The 24400-nt window shown below is 64.1% G+C and carries 21 protein-coding genes; 18 read left to right on the top strand and 3 right to left on the bottom strand.

All coding sequences use genetic code 11. The features are described from left to right. Nucleotides 1-329 precede the first annotated feature (329 nt). From ltrA to LE197_RS32045, 13 genes are all read left to right on the top strand, one after another. Nucleotides 330-2042: a group II intron reverse transcriptase/maturase gene (gene ltrA, locus LE197_RS32105; RefSeq protein ID WP_031687873.1), complete on the top strand. Its 1713-nt coding sequence runs from the start codon at nucleotides 330-332 to the stop codon at nucleotides 2040-2042. A 132-nt stretch (nucleotides 2043-2174) separates the two neighbouring features. Further along, on the top strand, nucleotides 2175-4967 hold the full coding sequence (lptD, locus tag LE197_RS32100; protein ID WP_042929843.1) for an LPS-assembly protein LptD: 2793 nt from the start codon (nucleotides 2175-2177) through the stop codon (nucleotides 4965-4967). Then, nucleotides 4948-6240, top strand: a complete 1293-nt coding sequence (locus tag LE197_RS32095) for a peptidylprolyl isomerase (RefSeq protein ID WP_003109024.1) — start codon at nucleotides 4948-4950, stop codon at nucleotides 6238-6240. The genes lptD and LE197_RS32095 overlap by 20 nt, the downstream gene beginning before the upstream one ends. Further along, nucleotides 6237-7223: a 4-hydroxythreonine-4-phosphate dehydrogenase PdxA gene (pdxA, locus tag LE197_RS32090; protein ID WP_042929844.1), complete on the top strand. Its 987-nt coding sequence runs from the start codon at nucleotides 6237-6239 to the stop codon at nucleotides 7221-7223. Before LE197_RS32095 ends, pdxA begins: the two co-directional genes overlap by 4 nt. 115 nt (nucleotides 7224-7338) lie before the next feature. Beyond that, nucleotides 7339-8145, top strand: coding sequence for a 16S rRNA (adenine(1518)-N(6)/adenine(1519)-N(6))-dimethyltransferase RsmA (gene rsmA / locus LE197_RS32085; protein WP_003161932.1), 807 nt, complete (start codon nucleotides 7339-7341; stop codon nucleotides 8143-8145). 36 nt (nucleotides 8146-8181) lie between these two features. Continuing rightward, a complete protein-coding gene (gene apaG / locus LE197_RS32080) occupies nucleotides 8182-8562 on the top strand; it encodes a Co2+/Mg2+ efflux protein ApaG (protein WP_003121838.1) in 381 nt (126 codons plus the stop codon). Next, nucleotides 8562-9413, top strand: a complete 852-nt coding sequence (locus tag LE197_RS32075; protein ID WP_003121837.1) for a symmetrical bis(5'-nucleosyl)-tetraphosphatase — start codon at nucleotides 8562-8564, stop codon at nucleotides 9411-9413. The genes apaG and LE197_RS32075 overlap by 1 nt, the downstream gene beginning before the upstream one ends. Nucleotides 9414-9456: 43 nt before the next feature. Then, on the top strand, nucleotides 9457-9789 hold the full coding sequence (gene glpE, locus LE197_RS32070) for a thiosulfate sulfurtransferase GlpE (RefSeq protein ID WP_003099577.1): 333 nt from the start codon (nucleotides 9457-9459) through the stop codon (nucleotides 9787-9789). Between the two features lie 278 nt (nucleotides 9790-10067). Continuing rightward, a complete protein-coding gene (locus LE197_RS32065; protein WP_003085078.1) occupies nucleotides 10068-11990 on the top strand; it encodes a PrkA family serine protein kinase in 1923 nt (640 codons plus the stop codon). Nucleotides 11991-12090: 100 nt separating this feature from the next. After that, nucleotides 12091-13362 (top strand): YeaH/YhbH family protein, encoded by a 1272-nt coding sequence (locus tag LE197_RS32060; protein WP_003099579.1) that lies wholly within the window; start codon nucleotides 12091-12093, stop codon nucleotides 13360-13362. Next, complete coding sequence (locus tag LE197_RS32055) at nucleotides 13359-14912, top strand: SpoVR family protein (protein ID WP_003099581.1); 1554 nt, start codon at nucleotides 13359-13361, stop codon at nucleotides 14910-14912. Before LE197_RS32060 ends, LE197_RS32055 begins: the two co-directional genes overlap by 4 nt. Nucleotides 14913-15005: 93 nt before the next feature. Next, a complete protein-coding gene (locus LE197_RS32050; RefSeq protein WP_016252919.1) occupies nucleotides 15006-15512 on the top strand; it encodes a DUF4136 domain-containing protein in 507 nt (168 codons plus the stop codon). 43 nt (nucleotides 15513-15555) lie between these two features. Then, complete coding sequence (locus LE197_RS32045; protein WP_003099584.1) at nucleotides 15556-16788, top strand: multifunctional CCA addition/repair protein; 1233 nt, start codon at nucleotides 15556-15558, stop codon at nucleotides 16786-16788. Here the strand turns inward: LE197_RS32045 and folK are convergent. Both folK and folB read right to left on the bottom strand, forming a co-directional pair. Beyond that, nucleotides 16761-17303 carry a 2-amino-4-hydroxy-6-hydroxymethyldihydropteridine diphosphokinase gene (gene folK, locus LE197_RS32040; protein WP_003099585.1) on the bottom strand — a complete coding sequence of 181 codons (543 nt, stop codon included), beginning with the start codon at nucleotides 17301-17303 and terminating at the stop codon, nucleotides 16761-16763. The two genes, LE197_RS32045 and folK, sit on opposite strands and share 28 nt — an antisense overlap. Continuing rightward, a complete protein-coding gene (gene folB / locus LE197_RS32035) occupies nucleotides 17294-17647 on the bottom strand; it encodes a dihydroneopterin aldolase (RefSeq protein WP_003099587.1) in 354 nt (117 codons plus the stop codon). Before folB ends, folK begins: the two co-directional genes overlap by 10 nt. Before the next feature lie 83 nt (nucleotides 17648-17730). Between folB and plsY the strand changes: the two genes are divergently transcribed. Beyond that, complete coding sequence (gene plsY, locus LE197_RS32030; RefSeq protein WP_003085061.1) at nucleotides 17731-18300, top strand: glycerol-3-phosphate 1-O-acyltransferase PlsY; 570 nt, start codon at nucleotides 17731-17733, stop codon at nucleotides 18298-18300. Between the two features lie 78 nt (nucleotides 18301-18378). Here the strand turns inward: plsY and tsaD are convergent, their stop codons facing one another. Further along, a complete protein-coding gene (tsaD, locus tag LE197_RS32025; RefSeq protein ID WP_033936325.1) occupies nucleotides 18379-19404 on the bottom strand; it encodes a tRNA (adenosine(37)-N6)-threonylcarbamoyltransferase complex transferase subunit TsaD in 1026 nt (341 codons plus the stop codon). Between the two features lie 200 nt (nucleotides 19405-19604). On the opposite strand from tsaD, the gene rpsU reads away from it, so the two are divergent. The 4 genes from rpsU (at nucleotide 19605) to rpoD (ending at nucleotide 24349) form a co-directional block, all read left to right on the top strand. Further along, entirely contained in the window at nucleotides 19605-19820 is a 216-nt protein-coding gene (gene rpsU / locus LE197_RS32020; protein ID WP_003085057.1) for a 30S ribosomal protein S21, read from the top strand. A 69-nt stretch (nucleotides 19821-19889) separates the two neighbouring features. Beyond that, on the top strand, nucleotides 19890-20339 hold the full coding sequence (locus LE197_RS32015; RefSeq protein WP_003085042.1) for a GatB/YqeY domain-containing protein: 450 nt from the start codon (nucleotides 19890-19892) through the stop codon (nucleotides 20337-20339). A gap of 82 nt (nucleotides 20340-20421) precedes the next feature. Next, nucleotides 20422-22416 carry a DNA primase gene (dnaG, locus tag LE197_RS32010; protein ID WP_003099594.1) on the top strand — a complete coding sequence of 665 codons (1995 nt, stop codon included), beginning with the start codon at nucleotides 20422-20424 and terminating at the stop codon, nucleotides 22414-22416. A gap of 79 nt (nucleotides 22417-22495) precedes the next feature. After that, on the top strand, nucleotides 22496-24349 hold the full coding sequence (gene rpoD / locus LE197_RS32005; protein ID WP_003085035.1) for an RNA polymerase sigma factor RpoD: 1854 nt from the start codon (nucleotides 22496-22498) through the stop codon (nucleotides 24347-24349). Nucleotides 24350-24400 lie beyond the last annotated feature (51 nt).

Below are 24400 nucleotides of genomic sequence, written 5' to 3'. Positions count from 1 at the left end.
TGTGACAGATAGGGAACGTGGTAAGCCCGTATCGCCGCCCTCTGGGCAGGGGAGCCGCAAGGCGAACTGTTGGTGGTGCGGGTATGGGATCGCAGAGAAAGCGAATGCCGGGCTGTAATGGTCTGGATAGGGGTTGAGACATCACCCCACGGGAAACCGGGCAGACTTCTGCGTGGTCTTCCGTCGCAACAGCTCTGACAGAGACCGTCTCAATCAACCCAGGGCCTGCTTCCATCGGCCCTTAACAAACCTACCCTGGCGGGTGCCCCCACCCCGTCAGGGGCGGCGTGCACCTTCCGCTCGGGTAGTTCACTTGAGAGGAAAGCAGCATGAAAGAGCTCAGCCAACAGGCCGGGCCTGCGCTTTCCGGCGCTCCACAGCAATGGCACGACGTCGATTGGAGTCGTGTCCAGCGGAACGTCCGGGGAATGCAGGTGCGGATTGCGAAGGCTTGTCGGGAAGGCAAATGGCGCAGGGTGAAAGCCTTGCAACGGATGCTGACCCGCTCGAAGTCGGCCAGATACTTGGCCGTACGGAGAGTCACGGAAAATCAGGGGAGCCGCACGACGGGAGTCGACAAGCAACTCTGGGATACACCCAACGCGAAATGGGAAGCGGTTGGTCAGTTGAAGACGCGGGGATACAAGGCGCGGCCCCTACGGCGCGTCTTTATTCCGAAGTCGGATGGCCGGGAACGCCCTCTGGGTATCCCGACCATGACGGATAGAGCCATGCAGGCGCTATATCTGCTGGCGCTGTCTCCTGTCGCAGAAACTCGGGGCGATCCGAATAGCTACGGCTTCAGGATCGAACGCTCCACGGCGGACGCGATGGCGCAGTTGTTCGTATGCCTATCCAAACGAGCTTCCGCTCAATGGGTGCTGGACGCGGACATCGAAGGGTTCTTCGACAACATCAACCATGACTGGCTGATAAGGAATGTCCCCACGGATACACGAGTACTCCGGCAATGGTTAAAGGCCGGTGTTGTACACCGAGGGCAGTTGCACGCAACGGATGCAGGTACGCCACAAGGGGGGATCATCTCCCCAACCTTGGCAAATCTGGCGCTGGATGGGCTGGAATCACTCCTCAAGCAACATTTGGGGGTGACGAGGGCGAAGAAGCTGAAGATCAACGTGGTGCGTTACGCGGATGATTTCGTGATCACTGGCTCCTCCCCGGAGGTACTGGAGAACGAGGTCAAACCCTGGGTAGAGCAGTTCCTGGCGGTACGCGGGCTGCGGCTTTCTCCCAAGAAAACCCGCATCGTCCACATCGACGAAGGCTTCGACTTCCTTGGATGGAACTTCCGAAAGTACGACGGAACGTTGTTGATCAAGCCGAGCAAGAAGAACGTCAAGGCGTTCTACGGCAAGGTCAGAGAGGTGATCGACACCCACAAGACGAGTAAGCAAGAGGATTTGATCCGACTGCTAAATCCGATCCTGCGGGGGTGGGCGCTTTACCATCAGCCAGTAGTGGCCAAACAGGCGTATAGCCGGATGGATAACAGGGCGTTTGTTAAGCTCTGGCGCTGGGCCAAAAGGCGGCATCCAAACAAGTCCCTGGACTGGATACGGAAGAAGTATTTCCGTCCACAAGGGGAACGCGGATGGGTGTTCGCCACCACGGTTCTGGAAGCGAACGGAACAAAACGGGAAGTCGAGTTGTACCAGCTTGCTGGGACACCGATCGAGCGGCACAAAAAGATAAGTGGGGAATACAACCCCTACGACCCGACCATGGAGGCGGCAGGCGAAAAACTGCGCATGGAACGGATGCTGAACAAGCTGAAGTACCGGAAGCAAATCGCCAGTCTATTCACCAGCCAAAGTGGGTTATGCGCGCTATGCAAACAGCCGATATCCAGGGAAACCGGGTGGCACGATCACCACATTATCTACCGCTCACAAGGCGGTGGAGACTCCCTGGAGAACCGGGTACTATTGCACCCCATTTGTCACCAACAGCTCCACGCACGTGGTCTGCATGTGAGCAAACCGGCCCCCTTGGGGGTTTTGGATAGGCCTGAGCCGTAAGCGCTGAAAGGTGCACGTACGGTTCTTAGGGGGGGATCAGCCAGTAATGGCTGGTTCCCACCCGACTTTCAGCCCATCGAGAGGCGTGCGGCCCACCGGGCCGATGGCGCGCAGGAAGCCCGGATTAACAAGATGGCAGTGAAATCCCTCGTGTTTCGAAGAAAGTTTCCCCTGCTGGTCACCGGCAGCCTGCTGGCTCTGCAGCCGGTCGCAGCATTGACTGTACAGGCCGCCGATCAGTTCGACTGCAAGGTATCGGCCACCGGCGGCTGGGATTGCTCCCCGCTGCAGAACGCCAATGCCAACCTGCCACCGCGCCCGGCGCATACCGCGACCTCGGTCAGCACCGCCGCGGCGGGCACCAGTGTATCCGGCAGCGGAGGCGAAGCCGTCGAGGCAGAGCCGACCCAGCGCCTGGTCACCGAGTCCGGCGGTCGCGCGCTGAAGTCCCGCAGTGCGGACTACTCGCACCTCGACTGGATTCCTCGGGAAAAACTGACCGCCGCCCAGTTGGCGGAAATCGGCCCCTATTGCGGCGGCTCCTACATCGAGCCGGTGCGTCCGGGCATGGATGACGGCGCGCCCAGCGACGAGAGCCCGACCTACGTATCCGCCAAGGCTTCGCGCTACGAGCAGGAAAAACAGATCGCCACCCTCGCCGGTGACGTGGTCCTGCGCCAGGGCAGCATGCAGGTGGAAGGCGACGAGGCCAACCTGCATCAGCTGGAAAACCGCGGCGAACTGGTCGGCAACGTCAAGCTGCGCGACAAGGGCATGCTGGTGGTCGGTGACCACGCCCAGGTCCAGCTGGACAACGGCGAGGCCCAGGTCGACAACGCCGAGTACGTGATCCACAAGGCCCATGCCCGCGGCAGCGCGCTCTACGCCAAGCGCAGCGAGAACGCCATCATCATGCTCAAGGATGGCACCTACACCCGCTGCGAACCGAGCAGCAACGCCTGGACTCTGAAGGGCAACAACGTCAAGCTGAACCCGGCCACCGGCTTCGGCACCGCGACCAACGCGACCCTCCGGGTCAAAGATTTCCCGGTGTTCTACACCCCGTACATCTATTTCCCGATCGACGACCGCCGCCAGTCCGGCTTCCTGCCGCCGAGCTTCAGCAGCACCAGCGACACCGGCTTCACCCTGGTCACCCCGTACTACTTCAACCTGGCGCCGAACTACGACGCCACGTTGTACCCGCGCTACATGGCCAAGCGCGGCATGATGCTGGAAGGCGAGTTCCGCTACCTGACCCACAGCAGCGAAGGCACCGTCAACGCCGCCTACCTGAACGACAAGGACGATCACCGCGAGAACTTCCCGGACTACAGCAAGGACCGCTGGCTGTACGGCCTCAAGAACACCACCGGCCTCGATTCGCGCTGGCTGGCCGAGGTCGACTACACGCGGATCAGCGATCCCTATTACTTCCAGGACCTGGATACTGACCTGGGTGTAGGCAGTACCACCTATGTCAATCAGCGCGGCAGCGTGACCTACCGGGGCGATACCTTTACCGGTCGCCTGAACCTGCAAGGTTATCAACTGGCGACCACCACCGACGTGACGCCTTACAACCGTCTGCCGCAGGTCACCTTCGACGGTTTCTTGCCATACAATCCGGGCGGCCTGAAATTCGACTACAAAACCGAATTCGTCCGCTTCGACAGAGACCTCGATGACGGATACTACATCGCGGACGAGAACGACCCTATCGGTTCCCGAGTACCCCGTGTCGACAACAACCTGAAGGGTCTGGCCCGGGCCAATGGCGACCGGGCACACCTGGAACCCGGCATGAGTCTGCCGATGACCCGGAGTTGGGGTTATCTGACCCCGACCCTGAAGTTCCTCTATACGAAGTACGATCTGGATCTGGACAGCCAGGGCAAGCAAACCCTTACTGCATATGACGAAACATTCGATAGCAGTCAGGATCGCTCGCTTCCGTTGGCCAAGGTTGACAGTGGCCTGTATTTTGACCGTGATATGACCTTTGCCGGCACGCAGTTTCGGCAAACCCTGGAACCAAGAGCGATGTATCTGTACGTTCCGTACAAGGACCAGGACAATATTCCAGTATTCGACACCAGCGAACCGTCGTTCAGCTATGACTCCCTCTGGCGAGAGAATCGGTTCTCCGGCCGTGACCGTATCGGAGACGCCAACCAATTGTCGCTCGGCGTGACTACCCGCTTCATCGAACCCAATGGATTCGAGCGCGCCAGCTTGAGTGCTGGACAGATTTACTACTTCCGTGATCGTCGTGTACAACTGCCCGGCCTGACCGAAAAAGATTTGGATCGTCTGCGTGCGACCAATCCTGATCTGAAAGATCCGGATACCGATAGCTGGCGTTCTCCATATGCACTGATGGGGCAATACCGCTTCAACCGCGACTGGAGGGTCAGCTCCGACTTCAACTGGAATCCCAACACCAGTCGTACAGAATCTGGCAGCGCCATGTTCCACTATCAGCCAGAAGACAATCCAAACAAGGTGGTCAATGCTGGCTATCGCTACCGCGAAGATGCTCGCCGCTTCAACAGCTCCACGGGACGGTTCATGTACGGCCGCGAGGACGACATCATCAAACAGCACGACTTCTCGGTCATCTGGCCGATGGTGCCGCAGTGGTCCGTGCTCGCCCGCTGGCAGTACGACTACAACAAGAACCGCACCCTCGAAGCCTTCGGTGGCTTCGAATACGACAGCTGCTGCTGGAAGCTGCGTCTGATCAACCGTTATTGGCTGGATGTGGACGACGATGCCTTCCTTACGCAGAACGCAAAGGCCGACCGCGGCGTCTTCCTGCAGATCGTCCTGAAGGGCCTCGGCGGCATCGTAGGCAACAAGACGGAAACGTTCCTCGACAAAGGCATCCAAGGTTATCGTCAACGTGAAGATCAAGCTATGTAATCGGCTGCGCCCCCTTGCATTGGGCGCAGCACTCCTTTGCTCCTTCGCGCATGCCGAAGTGGTACCACTGGACCGGGTCGTCGCCATCGTCGACAACGATGTGATCATGCAGAGCCAGCTCGACCAGCGCCTGCGTGAAGTGCACCAGACGCTGCTCAAGCGCGGCGCGCCGCTGCCGCCCGAGCACGTGCTGACCCAGCAGGTGCTGGAACGCCTGATCATCGAGAACATCCAGCAGCAGATCGGCGACCGCTCCGGCATCCGTATCTCCGACGAGGAGCTGAACCAGGCGATGGGCACCATCGCCCAGCGCAACGGCATGAGCCTGGAGCAGTTCCAGGCCGCCCTCACCCGCGACGGCCTGTCCTACGCCGACGCCCGCGAGCAAGTCCGTCGCGAGATGGTGATCAGCCGTGTGCGTCAGCGCCGGGTCGCCGAGCGCATCCAGGTCAGCGAGCAGGAGGTGAAGAACTTCCTTGCCTCGGACATGGGCAAGATCCAGCTTTCCGAAGAGTACCGCCTGGCCAATATCCTGATCCCGGTGCCGGAAGCCGCGTCCTCGGACGTGATCCAGGCCGCCGCAAGGCAGGCCCAGGAGCTCTACCAGCAGCTCAAGCAGGGCGCCGACTTCGGCCAACTGGCGATTTCCCGCTCGGCCGGCGACAACGCCCTGGAAGGCGGCGAGATCGGCTGGCGCAAGGCTGCCCAGTTGCCGCAGCCGTTCGACAGCATGATCGGCTCCCTGGCCGTCGGCGACGTCACCGAGCCTGTCCGCACCCCCGGCGGCTTCATCATCCTCAAGCTGGAAGAGAAGCGCGGCGGCAGCAAGATGGTCCGTGACGAGGTGCATGTCCGCCATATCCTGCTCAAGCCCAGCGAGATCCGCAGCGAAGCGGAGACCGAGAAGCTGGCGCAGAAGCTGTACGAGCGCATCCAGTCCGGGGAAGACTTCGGCGAACTGGCGAAGAGCTTCTCCGAAGATCCGGGTTCCGCCCTCAACGGCGGCGACCTGAACTGGATCGATCCGGAAGCCCTGGTGCCCGAGTTCCGTCAGGTGATGAACGATACCCCGCAGGGCGAGCTGTCCAAGCCGTTCCGCTCGCAGTTCGGCTGGCACATCCTGCAGGTCCTCGGCCGTCGCGCCACCGACAGCAGCGAGAAGTTCCGCGAGCAGCAGGCGGTAAGCGTACTGCGCAACCGCAAGTACGACGAGGAACTGCAAGCCTGGCTGCGGCAGATCCGCGACGAGGCCTACGTGGAAATCAAGCAGTGAGCCTGCGCTTCGCGCTCACTCCAGGCGAGCCGGCAGGTATCGGACCCGATCTGTGCCTGCTGCTCGCCCGCTCCGCCCAGCCCCACCCCCTGATCGCCATCGCCAGCCGCACGCTCCTGCAAGAGCGCGCCGGCCAACTGGGCCTGGCGATCGACCTCAAGGACGTTTCCCCGGCCGCCTGGCCAGAGCGACCGGCCAAGGCCGGCCAACTGTACATATGGGATACGCCCCTGGCCGCCCCGGTCCGGCCCGGGCAATTGGACCGAGCCAACGCCGCCTACGTCCTGGAAACCCTGACCCGCTCCGGCCAGGGCTGCCTCGACGGGCACTTCGCCGGGATGATCACCGCACCGGTGCACAAGGGCGTGATCAACGAAGCCGGCATCCCCTTTTCCGGCCATACCGAATTCCTCGCCGACCTCACCCACACCGCCCAGGTGGTGATGATGCTGGCCACTCGCGGCCTGCGCGTGGCCCTGGCGACCACCCACCTGCCGCTGCGCGAGGTCGCCGACGCCATTAGCGACGAGCGCCTGTCCCGGGTCGCGCGCATCCTCCACGCCGACCTGCGCGACAAGTTCGGCATCGCCCATCCGCGCATCCTGGTCTGCGGACTCAACCCGCACGCCGGCGAAGGCGGTCACCTGGGCCGGGAAGAGATCGAGGTGATCGAACCCTGCCTCGAGCGCCTGCGTGGCGAAGGCCTCGACCTGGTCGGCCCGCTGCCGGCCGACACCCTGTTCACTCCCAAGCACCTGGAGCATTGCGACGCGGTGCTGGCGATGTACCACGACCAGGGTCTCCCCGTGCTCAAGTACAAGGGCTTCGGTGCCGCCGTGAACGTGACCCTCGGCCTGCCGATCATCCGCACCTCTGTCGACCACGGTACCGCGCTCGACCTGGCCGGAAGCGGCCGCATCGATAGCGGCAGCCTGCAGGTCGCCCTGGAAACCGCCTACCAGATGGCGGCCAGCCGCTGCTGACGGCGGTCGGCCATCGTTTAGCCCTGCCGGCCCGACGCTTCGCTGTTAAAATGGCGCCCTTTCGCATCCGCGCCTCCCGCCTTGGCCTGGGGCCCGCAGCCTGGAACCGTTTCCAATGTCCGAGCTTTACCAACACCGCGCGCGCAAGCGCTTCGGCCAGAACTTCCTGCACGATGCCGGGGTGATTCACCGCATCCTCCGTGCCATCCATGCCCGCGAGGGTCAGCGCCTGCTGGAGATCGGCCCGGGCCAGGGCGCCCTGACCGAGGGACTGCTGGGCAGCGGCGCACGCCTGGACGTGATCGAGCTCGACCAGGACCTGATCCCCCTGTTGAAGCTGAAATTCGGCCTCGAGTCGCGCTTCAGCCTGCACCAGGGCGACGCCCTCAAGTTCGATTTCGCCTCGCTGGTGGAGAGCGGCGAGAAGCTGCGAGTGGTCGGCAACCTGCCCTACAACATCTCCACGCCACTGATCTTCCATCTGCTGGAGTACGCGCCGGTGATCGAGGACATGCACTTCATGCTGCAGAAGGAAGTGGTCGAGCGCCTGGCGGCCACGCCGGGCGGCGGGGACTGGGGCCGGCTTTCGATCATGGTCCAGTATCACTGTCGGGTGGAGCACCTGTTCAACGTCGGCCCCGGCGCGTTCAACCCGCCGCCCAAGGTCGACTCGGCCATCGTCCGTCTCACCCCCTTCGCCGAGCCGCCCCATCCGGCACGCGATCCGAAACTGCTCGAGCGGGTGGTCCGCGAGGCCTTCAACCAGCGCCGCAAGACCCTGCGCAATACCCTCAAGCCTCTCCTGAGCGTCGAGGACATCGAGGCCGCAGAGGTCGATCCGACCCTCCGTCCCGAACAACTCGACCTGGCCGCATTCGTCCGCCTGGCCAACCGGCTGGCCGAGCTGCCAGGCAATCGTTAGTCTGGTGAGACACTCGTCAGGAATCAGGCAAGCCGTATGAGCGATACCCAGCACCAGGTCAACGTCAGGGTCGACACCCGCTACCTTCCGGAACAGTCCGCCCCGGAGCAGAACCGTTTCGCCTTCGCCTACACGGTGACCATCGAGAACCAGGGCGAGGTTCCGGCCCAACTGCTGTCGCGCCACTGGATCATCACCGACGGCGACGGCCGTACCCAGGAAGTTCGCGGCGCCGGCGTGGTCGGCGAGCAACCGCTGATCGCTCCCGGCGCGCAACACACCTACACCAGCGGCACGGTGCTGGCGACCCGGGTCGGCAGCATGCGCGGCAGCTACCAGATGCTCGGCAGCGACGGAATCGCCTTCGACGCCACGATCCCGGTGTTTCGCCTGGCCGTACCGGGAGCGCTGCACTGATGGCGGTCTACGCGGTAGGCGACCTGCAGGGTTGCCTGGATCCCCTGAAATGCCTGCTGGAGCGCGTCGCCTTCGACCCGGCCAAGGACCGCCTGTGGCTGGTCGGCGACCTGGTCAACCGCGGCCCGCAGTCCCTGGAGACGCTGCGCTTCCTCTATGCCATGCGCGAGTCGGTGGTCAGCGTCCTGGGCAACCACGACCTGCACCTGCTGGCGGTGGCGCACAAGTCCGAGCGCCTGAAGAAGTCCGACACGCTGCGGGAAATCCTCGAGGCGCCGGACCGCGAGCCACTGCTCGACTGGCTGCGTCGCCTGCCGCTGCTGCACTACGACGAACAACGCAAGGTCGCCCTGGTGCATGCCGGCATCCCCCCGCAGTGGAGCCTGGAAAAAGCCCGCCTGCGCGCAGCCGAGGTGGAGCAAGCATTGCGCGACGACCAGCGCCTGCCGCTGTTCCTCGACGGCATGTACGGCAACGAGCCGGCCAAGTGGGACAAGAAGCTGCATGGCATCGACCGCCTGAGGGTGATCACCAACTACTTCACCCGCATGCGTTTCTGCACCGAAGATGGCAAGCTCGACCTGAAGAGCAAGGAAGGCCTCGACACCGCGCCGCCCGGCTACGCCCCCTGGTTCAGCTTCCCTTCGCGCAAGACCCGCGGTGAGAAGATCATCTTCGGCCACTGGGCGGCCCTCGAAGGCCACTGCGACGAGCCCGGCCTGTTCGCCCTGGACACCGGCTGCGTCTGGGGCGCGCGGATGACCCTGCTGAACGTCGACAGCGGCGAACGCCTGAGCTGCGATTGCGCCGAACAGCGCGCGTCGGCCAGACCCGCCGCCACGCCCGCATGAATCCCCGGCGTCCGGTGGACGCCCTGTACACAGGTACCCCGACATGAGCGACACCTTCCAGCGCATCGCCCCCGAACAGGCCCGCCAGCTCCGCGAAAACGGCGCCCAGGTGGTCGACATCCGCGACCCGCAGAGCTTCGCTGTCGGCCACATCAGCGGCTCGCGGCACATCGACAACCACTCGGTGGCGGACTTCATCGCCGCCGCCGACCTCGACGCTCCGCTGGTGGTGGTCTGCTACCACGGTAACTCCAGCCAGAGCGCCGCCGCCTATTTCATCCAGCAGGGCTTCAGCGACGTCTACAGCCTCGACGGCGGCTTCGAGCTATGGCGCAGCGTCTATCCCGCGGATACCAGCAGCGGCGAAGCGGAGTAGGCCGCGCCGCTACCCCGCCAAAAAAACTGTAACTTCTCTCGCCTTTCTTCCTTTACTCCGTCCAGAACGAACTATTCTTTTCCTCAGGCCATCCAAAACAGGGGAGAGCCGGCACACCGGCTTCCGGGCCATCGGCTGTGACCGTTAGGAGCGCTGGCGGAAAGGGAAGCACCGTGCAGCGACGGAGTCTGGGGGATTCTCGCCGGCCTGGCTGGCGGCCCCCCCGCACCCGCACGACCGATCCCGCGCCGGCTCACTGCATCGAGCGAGGAGACGTCATGAGCATTTTCAGTCACTTCCAGGAACGCTTCGAAGCGACCCGTCAAGAGGAATATTCCCTCCAGGAATATCTCGACCTCTGCAAGCAAGACAAGACAGCCTATGCCTCCGCCGCCGAGCGCCTGCTGATGGCGATCGGCGAGCCGGAGTTGCTGGACACCTCGGTGGACTCCAGGCTGTCGCGGATCTTCTCCAACAAGGTGATTCGCCGCTACCCGGCGTTCGCCGACTTCCACGGCATGGAGGAATGCATCGACCAGATCGTCGCGTTCTTCCGCCACGCGGCCCAGGGCCTGGAGGAGAAGAAGCAGATCCTTTACCTGCTCGGCCCGGTCGGCGGCGGTAAATCCTCCCTGGCGGAAAAACTCAAGCAACTGATGGAGAAGGTGCCCTTCTACGCGATCAAGGGCTCACCGGTCTTCGAGTCGCCGCTGGGCTTGTTCAACCCCGACGAAGACGGCGCCATCCTCGAGGAGGACTACGGCATCCCGAGGCGCTACCTGCGCTCGATCATGTCGCCCTGGGCAACCAAGCGCCTCAACGAGTTCGGCGGCGACATCAGCCAGTTCCGCGTGGTCAAGCTGTACCCCTCGATCCTCAACCAGATCGCCATCGCCAAGACCGAGCCCGGCGACGAGAACAACCAGGACATATCCGCGCTGGTCGGCAAGGTCGACATCCGCAAGCTGGAGGAATACCCGCAGAACGACGCGGACGCCTACAGCTATTCGGGCGCCCTCTGCCGGGCCAACCAGGGCCTGATGGAATTCGTCGAGATGTTCAAGGCCCCGATCAAGGTCCTGCACCCGCTGCTGACCGCGACCCAGGAAGGCAACTACAACAGCACCGAAGGTCTCGGCGCCCTGCCCTACAGCGGCATCATCCTGGCTCACTCCAACGAATCGGAATGGCACAGTTTCCGCAACAACAAGAACAACGAGGCCTTCATCGACCGCATCTACATCGTCAAGGTGCCGTACTGCCTGCGCGTGGCGGACGAGATCAAGATCTACGACAAGTTGCTGGTCAACAGCTCGCTGGCGCATGCCCACTGCGCGCCGGACACCCTGAAGATGCTCTCGCAGTTCTCCGTGCTGTCGAGGCTGAAAGAGCCGGAAAACTCGAATATCTACTCGAAGATGCGGGTATATGACGGCGAAAACCTGAAAGATACCGATCCCAAGGCCAAGTCGATCCAGGAATACCGCGACTCGGCCGGGGTCGACGAAGGCATGGCCGGGCTTTCCACCCGCTTCGCCTTCAAGATCCTCTCCAAGGTATTCAACTTCGACCCGCACGAGGTAGCGGCCAACCCGGTGCACCTGCTCTACGTCCTCGAACAGCAGATCGAGCAGGAACAGTTCCAGCCGGAAACCCGCGAGCGCTACCTGCGCTTCATCAAGGAATACCTGGCGCCGCGCTACGTCGAGTTCATCGGCAAGGAAATCCAGACCGCCTACCTGGAGTCCTACAGCGAATACGGTCAGAACATCTTCGACCGCTATGTGCTGTACGCCGACTTCTGGATCCAGGACCAGGAATACCGCGACCCGGAAACCGGCGAGATCCTCAACCGCGCCGCCCTCAACGAGGAACTGGAGAAGATCGAGAAACCCGCCGGCATCAGCAACCCGAAGGACTTCCGCAACGAGATCGTCAACTTCGTGCTGCGCGCCCGCGCCGGCAACAACGGCAAGAATCCGAGCTGGCTGTCCTACGAGAAGCTGCGCGTAGTGATCGAGAAGAAGATGTTCTCCAACACCGAGGACCTGCTTCCGGTCATCAGCTTCAACGCCAAGGCCAGCAAGGAGGACCAGCAGAAGCACAACGACTTCGTCAAACGCATGGTCGAGCGCGGCTACACCGAGAAGCAGGTCCGCCTGCTGTCGGAATGGTACCTGCGGGTTCGCAAGTCGCAGTAGTCTGCCATCGGTACGGTCGCTGCGACCGTACCGGTCGCCGTCGCATTCGGACCTCGGCGCCTCCGCTCCGGCGGGGCGCCACAGGCCCTGAGGAGCATTCATGAGCTACGTCATCGACCGGCGTCTGAACGGCAAGAACAAGAGCACGGTGAACCGCCAGCGCTTCCTGAGGCGCTACCGTGAACACATCAAGAAGGCCGTCGAGGAGGCCGTCAGCCGGCGCTCCATTACCGACATGGAGCACGGCGAGCAGATCAGCATTCCCGGGCGCGATATCGACGAACCGGTGCTGCACCATGGCCGCGGCGGGCGGCAGACCGTCGTCCACCCCGGCAACAAGGAATTCACCGCCGGCGAGCACATCGCCCGCCCATCCGGCGGCGGGGGCGGCCGCGGCGGCGGCAAGGCCAGCAACAGCGGCGAAGGCATGGACGACTTCGTCTTCCAGATCACCCAGGAGGAATTCCTCGACTTCATGTTCGAGGACCTGGAGCTGCCCAACCTGGTCAAGCGCCACATCACCGGCACCGACACCTTCAAGACCGTCCGCGCCGGCATCAGCAACGACGGCAACCCGTCGCGCATCAACATCGTCCGCACCCTGCGCTCGGCCCATGCGCGGCGCATCGCGCTGTCCGGCGGCAGCCGGGCCAAGCTGCGCGCGGCGCTGAAGGAACTGGAGCGGATCAAGCGCGAAGAGCCGGACAACCTCGGCGATATCCAGGAACTCGAGCTGGAAATCGCCAAGCTCCGCGCGCGCATCGACCGGGTGCCGTTCCTCGATACCTTCGATCTCAAGTACAACCTGCTGGTCAAGCAGCCCAACCCCACCTCCAAGGCGGTGATGTTCTGCCTGATGGACGTCTCCGGCTCGATGACCCAGGCGACCAAGGACATCGCCAAGCGCTTCTTCATCCTGCTCTACCTGTTCCTCAAGCGGAACTACGAGAAGATCGAAGTGGTGTTCATCCGCCACCACACCAGCGCCCGCGAGGTCGACGAGGAGGAGTTCTTCTACTCCCGCGAGACCGGCGGCACCATCGTCTCCAGCGCGCTGAAGATGATGCAGGAGATCATGGCCGAGCGCTATCCGACCCATGAGTGGAACATCTACGCCGCCCAGGCCTCGGACGGCGACAACTGGAACGACGACTCGCCGGTGTGCCGGGACATCCTCCTCAAGCAGATCATGCCGTTCGTCCAGTACTACACCTACGTCGAGATCACCCCGCGCGAACACCAGGCCCTGTGGTTCGAGTACGAGCGCGTGCGCGAAGCCTTCGAAGACAGCTTCGCCCAGCAGCAGATCGTCTCGGCATCGGACATCTACCCGGTGTTCCGCGAGCTGTTCCAGAGGAGGCTCGTCGCATGAGCAAGCGCCAGCCCATCGCCACCGGCTCGGAATGGACCTTCGAGCTGATCCAGCAGTACGACCGGGAAATCAGCAGGATCGCCGAGCGCTATGCCCTGGATACCTATCCGAACCAGATCGAGGTGATCACCGCCGAGCAGATGATGGACGCCTACGCCTCGGTGGGCATGCCGATCGGCTATAACCACTGGTCCTACGGCAAGCACTTCCTCAGCACGGAAAAGAACTACAAGCGTGGCCAGATGGGCCTGGCCTACGAGATCGTGATCAACTCCGACCCCTGCATCGCCTACCTGATGGAGGAAAACACCCAGTGCATGCAGGCGCTGGTGATCGCCCACGCCTGCTACGGGCACAACAGTTTCTTCAAGGGCAACTACCTGTTCCGCACCTGGACCGATGCCAGTTCGATCATCGATTACCTGGTGTTCGCCAAGCAGTACATCATGCAGTGCGAGGAGCGCTACGGGATCGACGCGGTGGAAGACCTGCTCGACTCCTGCCACGCCCTGATGAACTACGGTGTCGACCGCTACAAGCGTCCCTACCCGATTTCCGCGGAAGAGGAGCGGCAGCGGCAGAAGGAGCGCGAGGAACTGATCCAGCGCCAGGTCAACGACCTCTGGCGGACCATCCCGCGCGTCGGCGGCAAGGACAAGGAACAATCCATGGCGCGCTATCCGAGCGAGCCGCAGGAGAACATCCTCTACTTCATCGAGAAGAACGCGCCGCTTCTGGAGCCCTGGCAGCGCGAGGTGATCCGCATCGTGCGCAAGATCGCCCAGTATTTCTACCCGCAACGCCAGACCCAGGTGATGAACGAAGGCTGGGCGACCTTCTGGCACTACACGCTGCTCAACGACCTCTACGACGAAGGCCTGGTCAACGACGGCTTCATGATGGAGTTCCTGCAATACCACACCAGCGTGGTCTACCAGCCGTCCTTCGACAGCCCCTACTACAGCGGCATCAACCCCTACGCCCTGGGCTTCGCCATGTACCGCGACATCCGCCGCATCTGCGAGGAACCTACCGACGAGGACCGCCGCTGGTTCCCGGATATCGCCGGCAGCGACTGGCTGGCCACGCTGAAGTTCGCCATGAAGAGCTTCAAGGACGAAAGCTTCATCCTGCAGTTCCTCTCGCCCAAGGTGATTCGCGACCTGAAGCTGTTCAGCATTCTCGACGACGACCAGAAGGACGACCTGCTGGTCGCGGCGATCCACGACGAAGCCGGCTACCGCACCATCCGCGAGACCCTGGCGGCGCAGTACAACCTCGGCAACCGCGAGCCGAACATCCAGATCTGGAACGTCGACCGTCGCGGCGACCGCTCGCTGACCCTGCGCCACCAGCAGTTCGACCGCCAGCCGCTGAGCGATTCCACCGCCGACGTGCTCAAGCACCTGCATCGCTTGTGGGGCTTCGATATCCACCTGGAGACCCTACAGGGCGACCAGCTCGTGCAGACCCACCACATGCCGCCCAAGGGCGCCAGCGAGGGCGAGGAAGGCTACCCGCGTTTGGACCTGATCATCCCGCCCATTTGATCGGTTGACGTCCGCCCCGACCGCCGGCCAGCATGCCGGCACGGTCGGGCCGCCCACAGCAGAACAAGAAGCCGGCCGTCCACGGGAGCCGCCATGCGCCTGTTCGCCATCGTCCTGCTCTGCCTCGTCCTGGCCACCTGCGCCAGCCACATCCCCAGCGCCCGGGTGACCCATCCGGCCAGCGCCGGACTGCCCGGCCTGCAAGGTTTCCAGTTGATGCCGCCGGAACAGGCGGTCGACGCCCTGCCCTACCGCAACCGCTATCCGCTGATAAACGCAGAGCTGCGCCAGGGACTGGCGACCCACGGCTACCACGAGAGCGCTACCCCGCAATTCCGCGTCTACTACTGGCTGGCGCTACGCGACGCACCGCTGGAATTCCGCCCCGACCTTCCGCCCACCTCCGGCATGGGGCCTTATCTGGCGATCCACAGCCTGCGCGACGAAACCGGGACATTGCGCGTGCGCCTGGTCGACCTGGAGGAGCGCGTTCTCTGGGAAGGTATGGTAAGCACCGGCCTCAGCCCCGCCAGGGCCAATCCGGAACAGCTCGAACTGGCGGTCGGCGCCCTGCTCCGGCTGCTTCCACGCGCCCGCTAGGACACCCTGGGGTAGACTTCCGCCTATCACGCGGAGGATTCCCATGCAGATTTACAAGGTCGGCGGCGCCGTGCGCGATCGCCTTCTCGGCCGTCCGGTCACCGATATCGACTGGGTGGTGGTCGGTGCCAGCAGCGACGAGATGCTCGCCCGCGGCTACCGCCCGGTGGGCGCCGACTTCCCGGTCTTCCTTCATCCGCAGAGCGGCGAGGAATACGCCCTGGCGCGCACCGAGCGAAAGAGCGGGCGCGGCTACGGCGGCTTCACCTTCCATGCCAGCCCCGAGGTGACCCTGGAGGAAGACCTGACTCGCCGTGACCTGACCATCAACGCCATGGCCGAGGACGAACAGGGCCGGGTAATAGACCCCTACGGCGGCCAGGCCGACCTCGAGGCGCGCCTGCTGCGTCACGTTTCCCCGGCGTTCGCCGAGGATCCCCTGCGGGTCCTGCGCGTAGCGCGCTTCGCCGCCCGCTACGCCGGCCTGGGCTTCCGGGTCGCCGCCGAAACCCTCGCCCTGATGCGCCAACTGGCGGAATCCGGCGAGTTGCAGGCGCTGACCCCGGAGCGCAGTTGGAAGGAAATTTCCCGAGCCCTGATGGAACCCAACCCCGAGGTCTTCATCCAGGTCCTGCACGACTGCGGCGCCCTGGCCGAACTGATCCCGGAAGTCGAGGCGCTATTCGGCGTACCGCAGCCGGCGGCCCACCATCCGGAAATCGATACCGGCGTCCATGTCCTGTCGGTATTGCAGCAATGCGCCCGCCACCGGCAGCCGCTCAGCGTACGCTGGGCCTGCCTGCTGCACGACCTGGGCAAGGGACTCACCAGCGAAGCGGACTGGCCCCGCCATATCGCCCACGAGGCCCGCGGCGTGCCGTTGATCGATGCGGTGAACCAGCGCTTCAGGGTGCCGCGCGACTGCCAGGAACTGGCGCGCCTGGTGGGCGAGTACCACACCCACGCCCATCGGGCGCTGGAGCTGCGCCCGAATACACTGCTGGAGCTGTTGCAGAGCTTCGACGTGTATCGCCGCCCGCAGCGTTTCGAGGAGTTCGTCGCCGCCAGCGAGATGGACGCGCGCGGCCGCCTCGGCCTGGAACAGCGGGACTATCCGCAGGCCGCCTACCTGCTCGGCGCGGCGCAGGCAGCGCGGGCAGTCAGCGTGAAGCCGCTGGTGGAAAAGGGCTTGAAGGGCGCGGAACTGGGCGAGGCGCTGAAGCGTGCGCGCCTCGCCGCACTCAAGGCCTACAAGGAAGAACGCGGAAAGGCCTGAAGCAGCGCTTCGGGAGTCAACGCCTGGCCACGCCATTCGAATGGCGCCGGCCAGAGCTTCTGCTGGATCCTCGTCTCGCGCCAGAGATCGCCCAGCGGCTGGCGGGCGACCGGATGCTCCAGGTTCGGCGCCAGCTCGGACAAGGGCCAGAGCACGAAAGCGTTCTTCAGCACTTCGGCGCGCGGCAGCACCAGGCCATCGAAATCGCCCACCAGGTCGCCGTAGAACAGCACGTCGATATCCAGCGGCAGCCCCTTGCGCTCTGGCGCATAGCGGCCATTGTCGGCCTCGATGTGCTTGAGTCGCAGGCTCAGTTCGGCCAGCGGCAGATCGGTGCGGGCAGACACCACCAGGTTGAAGAACGGCCCGCTCTTGATACCCACCGGCTCGCTCTCGAATACCGGCGAACAACGCAGGTCATGAAGGAAAGCGGCCAGCGCATCGAGGCCGGCATGCAGATGGCGCTCACGCTCGACATTGCTGCCGAGGCCGAGGTAGACCGGGATCAGCGACATCCGCGTTCGATCTCCACGCCAACGCCACGGGCCGCCGGCACCGCGCCGGGCTTGGTCACGCGGATGCGCAGCCAGGGAATGCCGCGCTCGCCCATCAGTACCTCGGCGAGGCGCTCGGCGAAGGTTTCCACCAACTGGAAATGCGATTCCCGGGCGAACTCCTGCACCCGCTCGGACAACGCGGCATAGTCCAGCGCCAGGGCGAGATCGTCGCCCGCGGCGGCCGGACGGTTGTCCCAGCCCAGGGTCAGGTCCAGGCGCAGGCACTGACGGATGCCGCGCTCCCAGTCGTACACGCCGATGACGGTATCGACCTCCAAGCCTTCGATAAAAACTCTGTCCACTTCGCTACCCGCTCCAAGGGATGCCACGACAAGCGTGCGCCGCCCCGTTAGAATCGAGGACATCCTCGTCCTCGGTGGAATCCATGGTCTGGCTACTGGCGATCCTCGCCTACCTGCTCGGTTCCCTCTCCTTCGCCGTCCTGCTCAGCCGCTGGTTCGGCACCCAGGACCCGCGCGCCAGCGGTTCCGGCAACCCCGGCGCGACCAACATGCTGCGCGTCGCCGGGAAGAAACTCGCCATCCTGACCCTGCTCGGCGACGTCGGCAAAGGCCTGCTGCCGGTGCTGGTCGCCCGCTGGCTGGGGCTCGGCGTGATGGAGGAGGCCTGGGTCGGCATCGCCGCCGTGATCGGCCACCTGTACCCGCTGTACTTCAACTTCCGCGGCGGCAAGGGTGTCGCCACCGCCGCGGGCATGCTCCTCGGCCTCTATCCGCCGGCCGTACTGCTGGCCGCGGCGGCCTGGCTGCTGACCTTCAAGCTGTCGCGCACCAGCTCGCTCGCCTCGCTGGTGGCCACCCCGCTGACCCTGCCGTTGCTGGCCTGGCAGCAGCCCGGAGCGCTGCTGCCGATGACCGTGCTGACCGGCCTGATCGTCTGGCGGCACCGCGCCAACTTACGCGATCTGTTCGCCGGCCGCGAACGGCATTTCTAATCCATAAAAGGAAAAAACTTCATGCAGTCTGGCCCAGCTGCGTCATCGACACCTGCCTGACTGCGACCTGGCGGCCACTCAGACCGCCGGCAGCGACTCCATCGGCCAGCGCGGCTGGACGCTGATCGCCGGGCCGTCATGCTGGCCGGCGAGCAGGCGCTGGCAGCCGGCGTAGGCGATCATCGCGCCATTGTCGGTGCAGAAGCGCGGGCGGGCGTAGAACACCTGCCCCTTCATTTCGCCGAGCATCTTTTCCAGGCCGCTGCGCAGCGCCTGGTTGGCGCTGACGCCGCCGGCGATCACCAGGTTCTTCAGGCCGGTCTGCTTCAAGGCGCGACGGCACTTGATCAGCAGGGTCTCGACCACCGCGATCTGGAACGCCAGGGCGATGTCGCAGCGGGTCTGCTCGCTGTCGTCGCCGGCCTCGACGCAACGCTGCCAGGTGTTCAGGGTAAAGGTCTTGAGCCCGCTGAAGCTGAAGTCCAGGCCGGGGCGATCGGTCATCGGCCGCGGGAACACGAAGCGGCCAGGAGTGCCGAGCTCCGCCAGGCGGGCGATTTCCGGACCGCCGGGATAGCCCAGGCCGATCAGCTTGGCGGTCTTGTCGAAGGCTTCGCCGGCGGCGTCGTCCATCGATTCGCCAAGCAACTGGTAGCGACCGATGCCGTCCACCCGCACCAACTGGGTGTGACCGCCGGAAACCAGCAAGGCGACGAACGGGAACCGCGGCGGCTGCTCTTCCAGCATCGGCGCCAGCAGGTGCCCTTCCATGTGGTGCACGCCGACCGCCGGCACGCCCCAGGCGAAGGCCATCGCCTGGGCACAGGAAGCCCCCACCAACAGGGCGCCGACCAGGCCGGGACCGGCGGTATAGGCGATCGCGTCGATATCCGCCGGCGTGCAGCCGGACTCGTCGAGCACCTGGCGGATCAGCGGCAGCATGCGCTTGACGTGGTCGCGCGAGGCCAGCTCGGGCACGACGCCGCCGTAGACGCGATGGAGGTCGATCTGACTGAACAGCGCGTCGGCCAGCAGGCCGCGTTCGCTGTCGTAAAGGGCGACGCCGGTTTCGTCGCAGGACGTTTCCAGTCCCAGCACGCGCATGGGCTTGAGCCTTAGAGCTTGGCAAATACGAAGCCGCGCATGATAATCGGCGGCTTTGCGCCAGACCAGTGTTTTTCGATCGGAGGCTTTGCATTCCTCCGGCCGAACCGTTAATATCCGCAACCCTTGAAAACCGACGTATCCGCGCCACCTTGCCGGAGTACGTTCAACCCCCGGTAATCAGTGAAGGTACGACCTGGATGCCAGCCGTCAAAGTAAAAGAGAACGAACCCTTCGACGTAGCCCTGCGTCGTTTCAAGCGCTCCTGCGAAAAAGCAGGTGTACTGGCTGAAGTTCGCAGCCGCGAGTTCTACGAGAAGCCCACTGCCGAGCGCAAGCGCAAGGCCGCTGCCGCAGTGAAGCGCCACGCGAAGAAAGTACAGCGCGAACAGCGCCGTCGCGAGCGCCTGTACTGATCCACTCGACGCCCACGCGTCAGTGATCGTGCCTCAGCCCGGCCCCGGCCGGGCTTTCGGCTTTCCGCCATGAGCGAAATCAAATCCCGCCTCCTCGACGCCGTCAAGGTCGCCATGCGCGCCCAGGACAAGCCGCGGCTGACCACGTTGCGCCTGGCCCTCGCGGACATCAAGCGCGTCGAAGTCGACGAACGCATCGAGGTGGATGACGCCCGAGCCCTGCTGATCCTCGACCGGATGATCAAGCAGCGCCGCGACGCCCAGCGCCAGTTCAGCGACGCCGGCCGCCAGGACCTCGCCGAGGTCGAGGCTGCCGAGATCCTCGTGCTCCAGGACTTCATGCCCAAGCCCCTGGACGACCATGAGATCGACGCCCTGATCGAGCGCAGCATCGTCGACAGCGGCGCCCAGGGTCCGCAGGACATGGGCAAGGCGATGAACCTGCTGCGACCGCAGGTCCAGGGTCGCGTCGACATGGCACAGGTCAGCCAGCGCCTGAAGGCGCGTCTCTCCTCCTGAAACACCGCGCCGGCCTGATCGGCCCGGCGATAATTGCTATGCTGCCGCTCTGCGCCCACGCGCCGTCGTTTTCGAGAACACCATGGCCGGCCTGATACCGCAAAGCTTCATCGATGACCTGCTGAACCGCACCGACATCGTCGAGGTGGTGAGTTCACGCATCCAACTGAAGAAAACCGGCAAGAACTACAGCGCCTGCTGCCCGTTCCACAAGGAAAAGACTCCCTCGTTCACCGTCAGCCCGGACAAGCAGTTCTACTACTGCTTCGGCTGCGGCGCCGGCGGCAACGCGCTCGGCTTCGTCATGGACCACGACCAGCTGGAGTTCCCCCAGGCGGTCGAGGAACTGGCCAAGCGCGCCGGCATGGACGTGCCGCGCGAGGAACGCGGCGGACGCGGGCACACGCCGCGCCAGCCGACCGACTCGCCGCTCTACCCGCTGCTCAGCGCCGCCGCCGAGTTCTACAAGCAGGCGCTGAAAAGCCACCCGGCGCGCAAGGCCGCGGTGAACTACCTGAAGGGCCGCGGCCTGACCGGCGAGATCGCCCGCGACTTCGGCCTCGGTTTCGCCCCGCCCGGCTGGGACAACCTGCTCAAGCACCTGGGTGGCGACAACCTGCAACTCAAGGCCATGCTCGACGCCGGCCTGCTGGTGGAGAACAGCGACACCGGCAAGCGCTACGACCGCTTCCGCGATCGCGTGATGTTCCCGATCCGCGACAGCCGCGGGCGGATCATCGCCTTCGGCGGCCGGGTGCTCGGCGACGACAAGCCGAAGTACCTGAACTCCCCGGAGACTCCGGTCTTCCACAAGGGCCAGGAACTCTACGGACTCTACGAGGCCCGGCAGAAGAATCGCGACCTCGACGAGATCATGGTGGTCGAGGGCTACATGGATGTCATCGCCCTGGCCCAGCAAGGCATCCGCAACGCGGTGGCGACCCTCGGCACGGCGACCAGCGAGGAACACATCAAGCGCCTGTTCCGCCTGGTACCGAGCATCCTGTTCTGTTTCGACGGCGACCAGGCCGGGCGCAAGGCGGCCTGGCGCGCCCTGGAGTCGGTGCTGCCGAACCTGCAGGACGGCAAGCGCGTGCGCTTCCTGTTCCTCCCCGAGGGCGAGGACCCGGACAGCCTGGTACGCGCCGAGGGCGAGGATGCCTTCCGCGCACGCATCACCCAGCAGGCCCAGCCGCTGGCGGAGTACTTCTTCCAACAACTGATGCTGGAGGCCGACCCCGCCACCCTGGAAGGCAAGGCCCACCTGGCGACCCTCGCCGCGCCGCTGCTGGAGAAGATTCCCGGGAACAACCTGCGCCTGCTGATGCGGCAACGTCTGTCGGAAATCACCGGCCTGTCCGGCGAAAACATCGGACAACTGGCGCACCACAGCCCGCCGCCGTCGTCCATGGACCACGGAGCGAGCGGCGTCTTGGACGGCGACGACTATTTCGCCGCCAGCGCCTACTACGAGAACGAGCCCTCCCATGCGCCGTTCGACGCTGCGCCAGGCTATGTCGAGGCGCAACCGCGCAAGAGCTGGAACAAGGACAAGAAGCCCTGGGACGGCAAGAAGTGGGATGGCAAGAAGAAGTGGGACAAAGGCGGCCGCGGCGACTTCAAGGCTCCGCAACGAACGCCGGTCAGCGTGGAGTCCACCACCCTCAACGCCCTGCGCACCTTGCTGCATCATCCGCAGTTGGCCTTGAAGGTCGACGATGCGGGCACCCTCGCCAGGGAGCAGGATACCTACGCCCAGTTGCTGGTGTCCCTGCTGGAAGCCCTGCAGAAGAACCCGCGGCAGAGCTCGATGCAACTCATCGCGCGCTGGCACGGCACGCCCCAGGGCCGCCTGCTGCAGGCCCTGGGCGAGAAGGAGTGGCTGATCGTCCAGGAGAACCTTGAAAAGCAGTTCTTCGACACCATTACTAAACTCTCCGAGAGCCAGCGTTTCGGCGAGCGGGAGGAGCGTTTACGCAGCGTCATGCAGAAGAGCTACAGTGAACTGACCGATGAAGAGAAAGCCTTGCTCAGAGAGCACTACAGTGTTGCCGCTTCATCGCCTTCCCAGAGCTGAACTGGCGCCTCAGCCCAGGCATCAGGTATAATCCTCTGCTTATTTTTTGCCCGCCAAGACCTTCAGTGGATAGGGTGTTATGTCCGGAAAAGCGCAACAGCAATCTCGTCTGAAAGAGTTGATCGCCCGAGGCCGTGAGCAGGGATACCTGACTTACGCGGAGGTCAACGACCACCTGCCGGAGGATATTTCCGATCCGGAACAGGTGGAAGACATCATCCGCATGATCAACGACATGGGGATCAACGTATTCGAGACAGCCCCGGATGCGGATGCCCTGTTGCTGGCCGAGGCGGATACCGACGAAGCCGCAGCGGAAGAAGCCGCAGCGGCCCTGGCCGCGGTGGAAAGCGACATCGGTCGCACCACCGACCCGGTGCGCATGTACATGCGTGAAATGGGTACCGTGGAACTGCTGACCCGCGAAGGCGAGATCGAAATCGCCAAGCGCATCGAGGAAGGCATCCGCGAAGTGATGAGCGCCATCGCCCAGTTCCCGGGCACGGTGGACAGCATCCTGGCCGACTACAATCGCATCGTCGCCGAAGGCGGTCGCCTCTCCGACGTCCTCAGCGGCTATATCGATCCCGATGACGGCAGCCTGCCCGCCGAAGAGGTGGAGCCGGTCAACCTGAAGGACGATTCCGCCGACTCGAAAGAGAAGGACGACGAGGAAGAAGAAAGCGACGACAGCAGCGACAGCGACGACGAAGGCGACGGCGGTCCGGATCCGGAAGAAGCCCGCCTGCGTTTCACCGCGGTCTCCGAGCAGCTCGACAAGGCCAAGAAGGCCCTGAAGAAGCACGGTCGCGGCAGCAAGCAGGCCACCGCCGAACTCACCGGCCTGGCCGAGCTGTTCATGCCGATCAAGCTGGTGCCCAAGCAGTTCGACGCCCTGGTCGCCCGCGTGCGCTCCGCCCTGGAAGGCGTGCGCGCCCAGGAACGCGCCATCATGCAGCTCTGCGTGCGTGACGCGCGCATGCCGCGTGCCGACTTCCTGCGCCTGTTCCCGAACCACGAGACCGACGAGAAGTGGGTCGACAGCGTCCTGAAGAGCAAGCCGAAGTACGCCGAGGCCATCGAGCGCCTGCGCGACGACATCCTGCGCAACCAGCAGAAGCTGGCGGCCCTGGAAAGCGAGGTCGAGCTGACCGTCGCCGAGATCAAGGAAATCAACCGCGCGATGTCGATCGGCGAAGCCAAGGCTCGCCGGGCGAAGAAGGAAATGGTCGAGGCCAACCTGCGCCTGGTGATTTCCATCGCCAAGAAGTACACCAACCGCGGCCTGCAATTCCTCGACCTGATCCAGGAAGGCAACATCGGCCTGATGAAGGCGGTGGACAAGTTCGAATACCGTCGCGGCTACAAGTTCTCCACCTACGCCACCTGGTGGATTCGCCAGGCGATCACCCGTTCGATCGCCGACCAGGCACGCACCATCCGCATCCCGGTGCACATGATCGAGACGATCAACAAGCTCAACCGCATCTCCCGCCAGATGCTCCAGGAAATGGGTCGCGAGCCCACCCCGGAAGAGCTTGGCGAGCGCATGGACATGCCTGAGGACAAGATCCGCAAGGTACTGAAGATCGCCAAAGAGCCGATCTCCATGGAAACCCCGATCGGTGACGACGAAGATTCGCACCTGGGCGATTTCATCGAGGACTCCACCATGCAGTCGCCGATCGAGATGGCGACCAGCGAGAGCCTCAAGGAATCCACCCGCGAAGTCCTCGCCGGCCTCACTGCCCGGGAAGCCAAGGTGCTGCGCATGCGCTTCGGCATCGACATGAACACCGACCACACCCTCGAGGAAGTCGGCAAGCAGTTCGATGTGACCCGCGAGCGGATCCGCCAGATCGAAGCCAAGGCGCTGCGCAAGCTGCGCCATCCGTCGCGAAGCGAGCACCTTCGCTCCTTCCTCGACGAGTGACGAACGAACCCCCGGCCTGAAAAACCGGGGGTTTTTCTTTGCCGCTTGCCC

It is taken from the genome of Pseudomonas sp. PS1(2021), from assembly GCF_020405165.1.
In the GTDB taxonomy this organism is placed as follows: Bacteria; Pseudomonadota; Gammaproteobacteria; order Pseudomonadales; family Pseudomonadaceae; genus Pseudomonas; species Pseudomonas aeruginosa.
This window is presented reverse-complemented; position numbering and strand designations above follow the sequence as displayed.

What these genes read in the sequence shown, in the direction of transcription:
- ltrA (WP_031687873.1), top strand. Translation starts at nt 330, where the DNA reads ATGAAAGAGCTCAGCCAACAGGCCGGGCCTGCGCTTTCCGGCGCTCCA.
- lptD (WP_042929843.1), top strand. Translation starts at nt 2,175, where the DNA reads ATGGCAGTGAAATCCCTCGTGTTTCGAAGAAAGTTTCCCCTGCTGGTC.
- rsmA (WP_003161932.1), top strand. Translation starts at nt 7,339, where the DNA reads ATGTCCGAGCTTTACCAACACCGCGCGCGCAAGCGCTTCGGCCAGAAC.
- apaG (WP_003121838.1), top strand. Translation starts at nt 8,182, where the DNA reads ATGAGCGATACCCAGCACCAGGTCAACGTCAGGGTCGACACCCGCTAC.
- LE197_RS32075 (WP_003121837.1), top strand. Translation starts at nt 8,562, where the DNA reads ATGGCGGTCTACGCGGTAGGCGACCTGCAGGGTTGCCTGGATCCCCTG.
- glpE (WP_003099577.1), top strand. Translation starts at nt 9,457, where the DNA reads ATGAGCGACACCTTCCAGCGCATCGCCCCCGAACAGGCCCGCCAGCTC.
- LE197_RS32065 (WP_003085078.1), top strand. Translation starts at nt 10,068, where the DNA reads ATGAGCATTTTCAGTCACTTCCAGGAACGCTTCGAAGCGACCCGTCAA.
- LE197_RS32060 (WP_003099579.1), top strand. Translation starts at nt 12,091, where the DNA reads ATGAGCTACGTCATCGACCGGCGTCTGAACGGCAAGAACAAGAGCACG.
- LE197_RS32055 (WP_003099581.1), top strand. Translation starts at nt 13,359, where the DNA reads ATGAGCAAGCGCCAGCCCATCGCCACCGGCTCGGAATGGACCTTCGAG.
- LE197_RS32050 (WP_016252919.1), top strand. Translation starts at nt 15,006, where the DNA reads ATGCGCCTGTTCGCCATCGTCCTGCTCTGCCTCGTCCTGGCCACCTGC.
- LE197_RS32045 (WP_003099584.1), top strand. Translation starts at nt 15,556, where the DNA reads ATGCAGATTTACAAGGTCGGCGGCGCCGTGCGCGATCGCCTTCTCGGC.
- folK (WP_003099585.1), bottom strand. Translation starts at nt 17,303, where the DNA reads ATGTCGCTGATCCCGGTCTACCTCGGCCTCGGCAGCAATGTCGAGCGT.
- plsY (WP_003085061.1), top strand. Translation starts at nt 17,731, where the DNA reads ATGGTCTGGCTACTGGCGATCCTCGCCTACCTGCTCGGTTCCCTCTCC.
- tsaD (WP_033936325.1), bottom strand. Translation starts at nt 19,404, where the DNA reads ATGCGCGTGCTGGGACTGGAAACGTCCTGCGACGAAACCGGCGTCGCC.
- rpsU (WP_003085057.1), top strand. Translation starts at nt 19,605, where the DNA reads ATGCCAGCCGTCAAAGTAAAAGAGAACGAACCCTTCGACGTAGCCCTG.
- LE197_RS32015 (WP_003085042.1), top strand. Translation starts at nt 19,890, where the DNA reads ATGAGCGAAATCAAATCCCGCCTCCTCGACGCCGTCAAGGTCGCCATG.
- dnaG (WP_003099594.1), top strand. Translation starts at nt 20,422, where the DNA reads ATGGCCGGCCTGATACCGCAAAGCTTCATCGATGACCTGCTGAACCGC.
- rpoD (WP_003085035.1), top strand. Translation starts at nt 22,496, where the DNA reads ATGTCCGGAAAAGCGCAACAGCAATCTCGTCTGAAAGAGTTGATCGCC.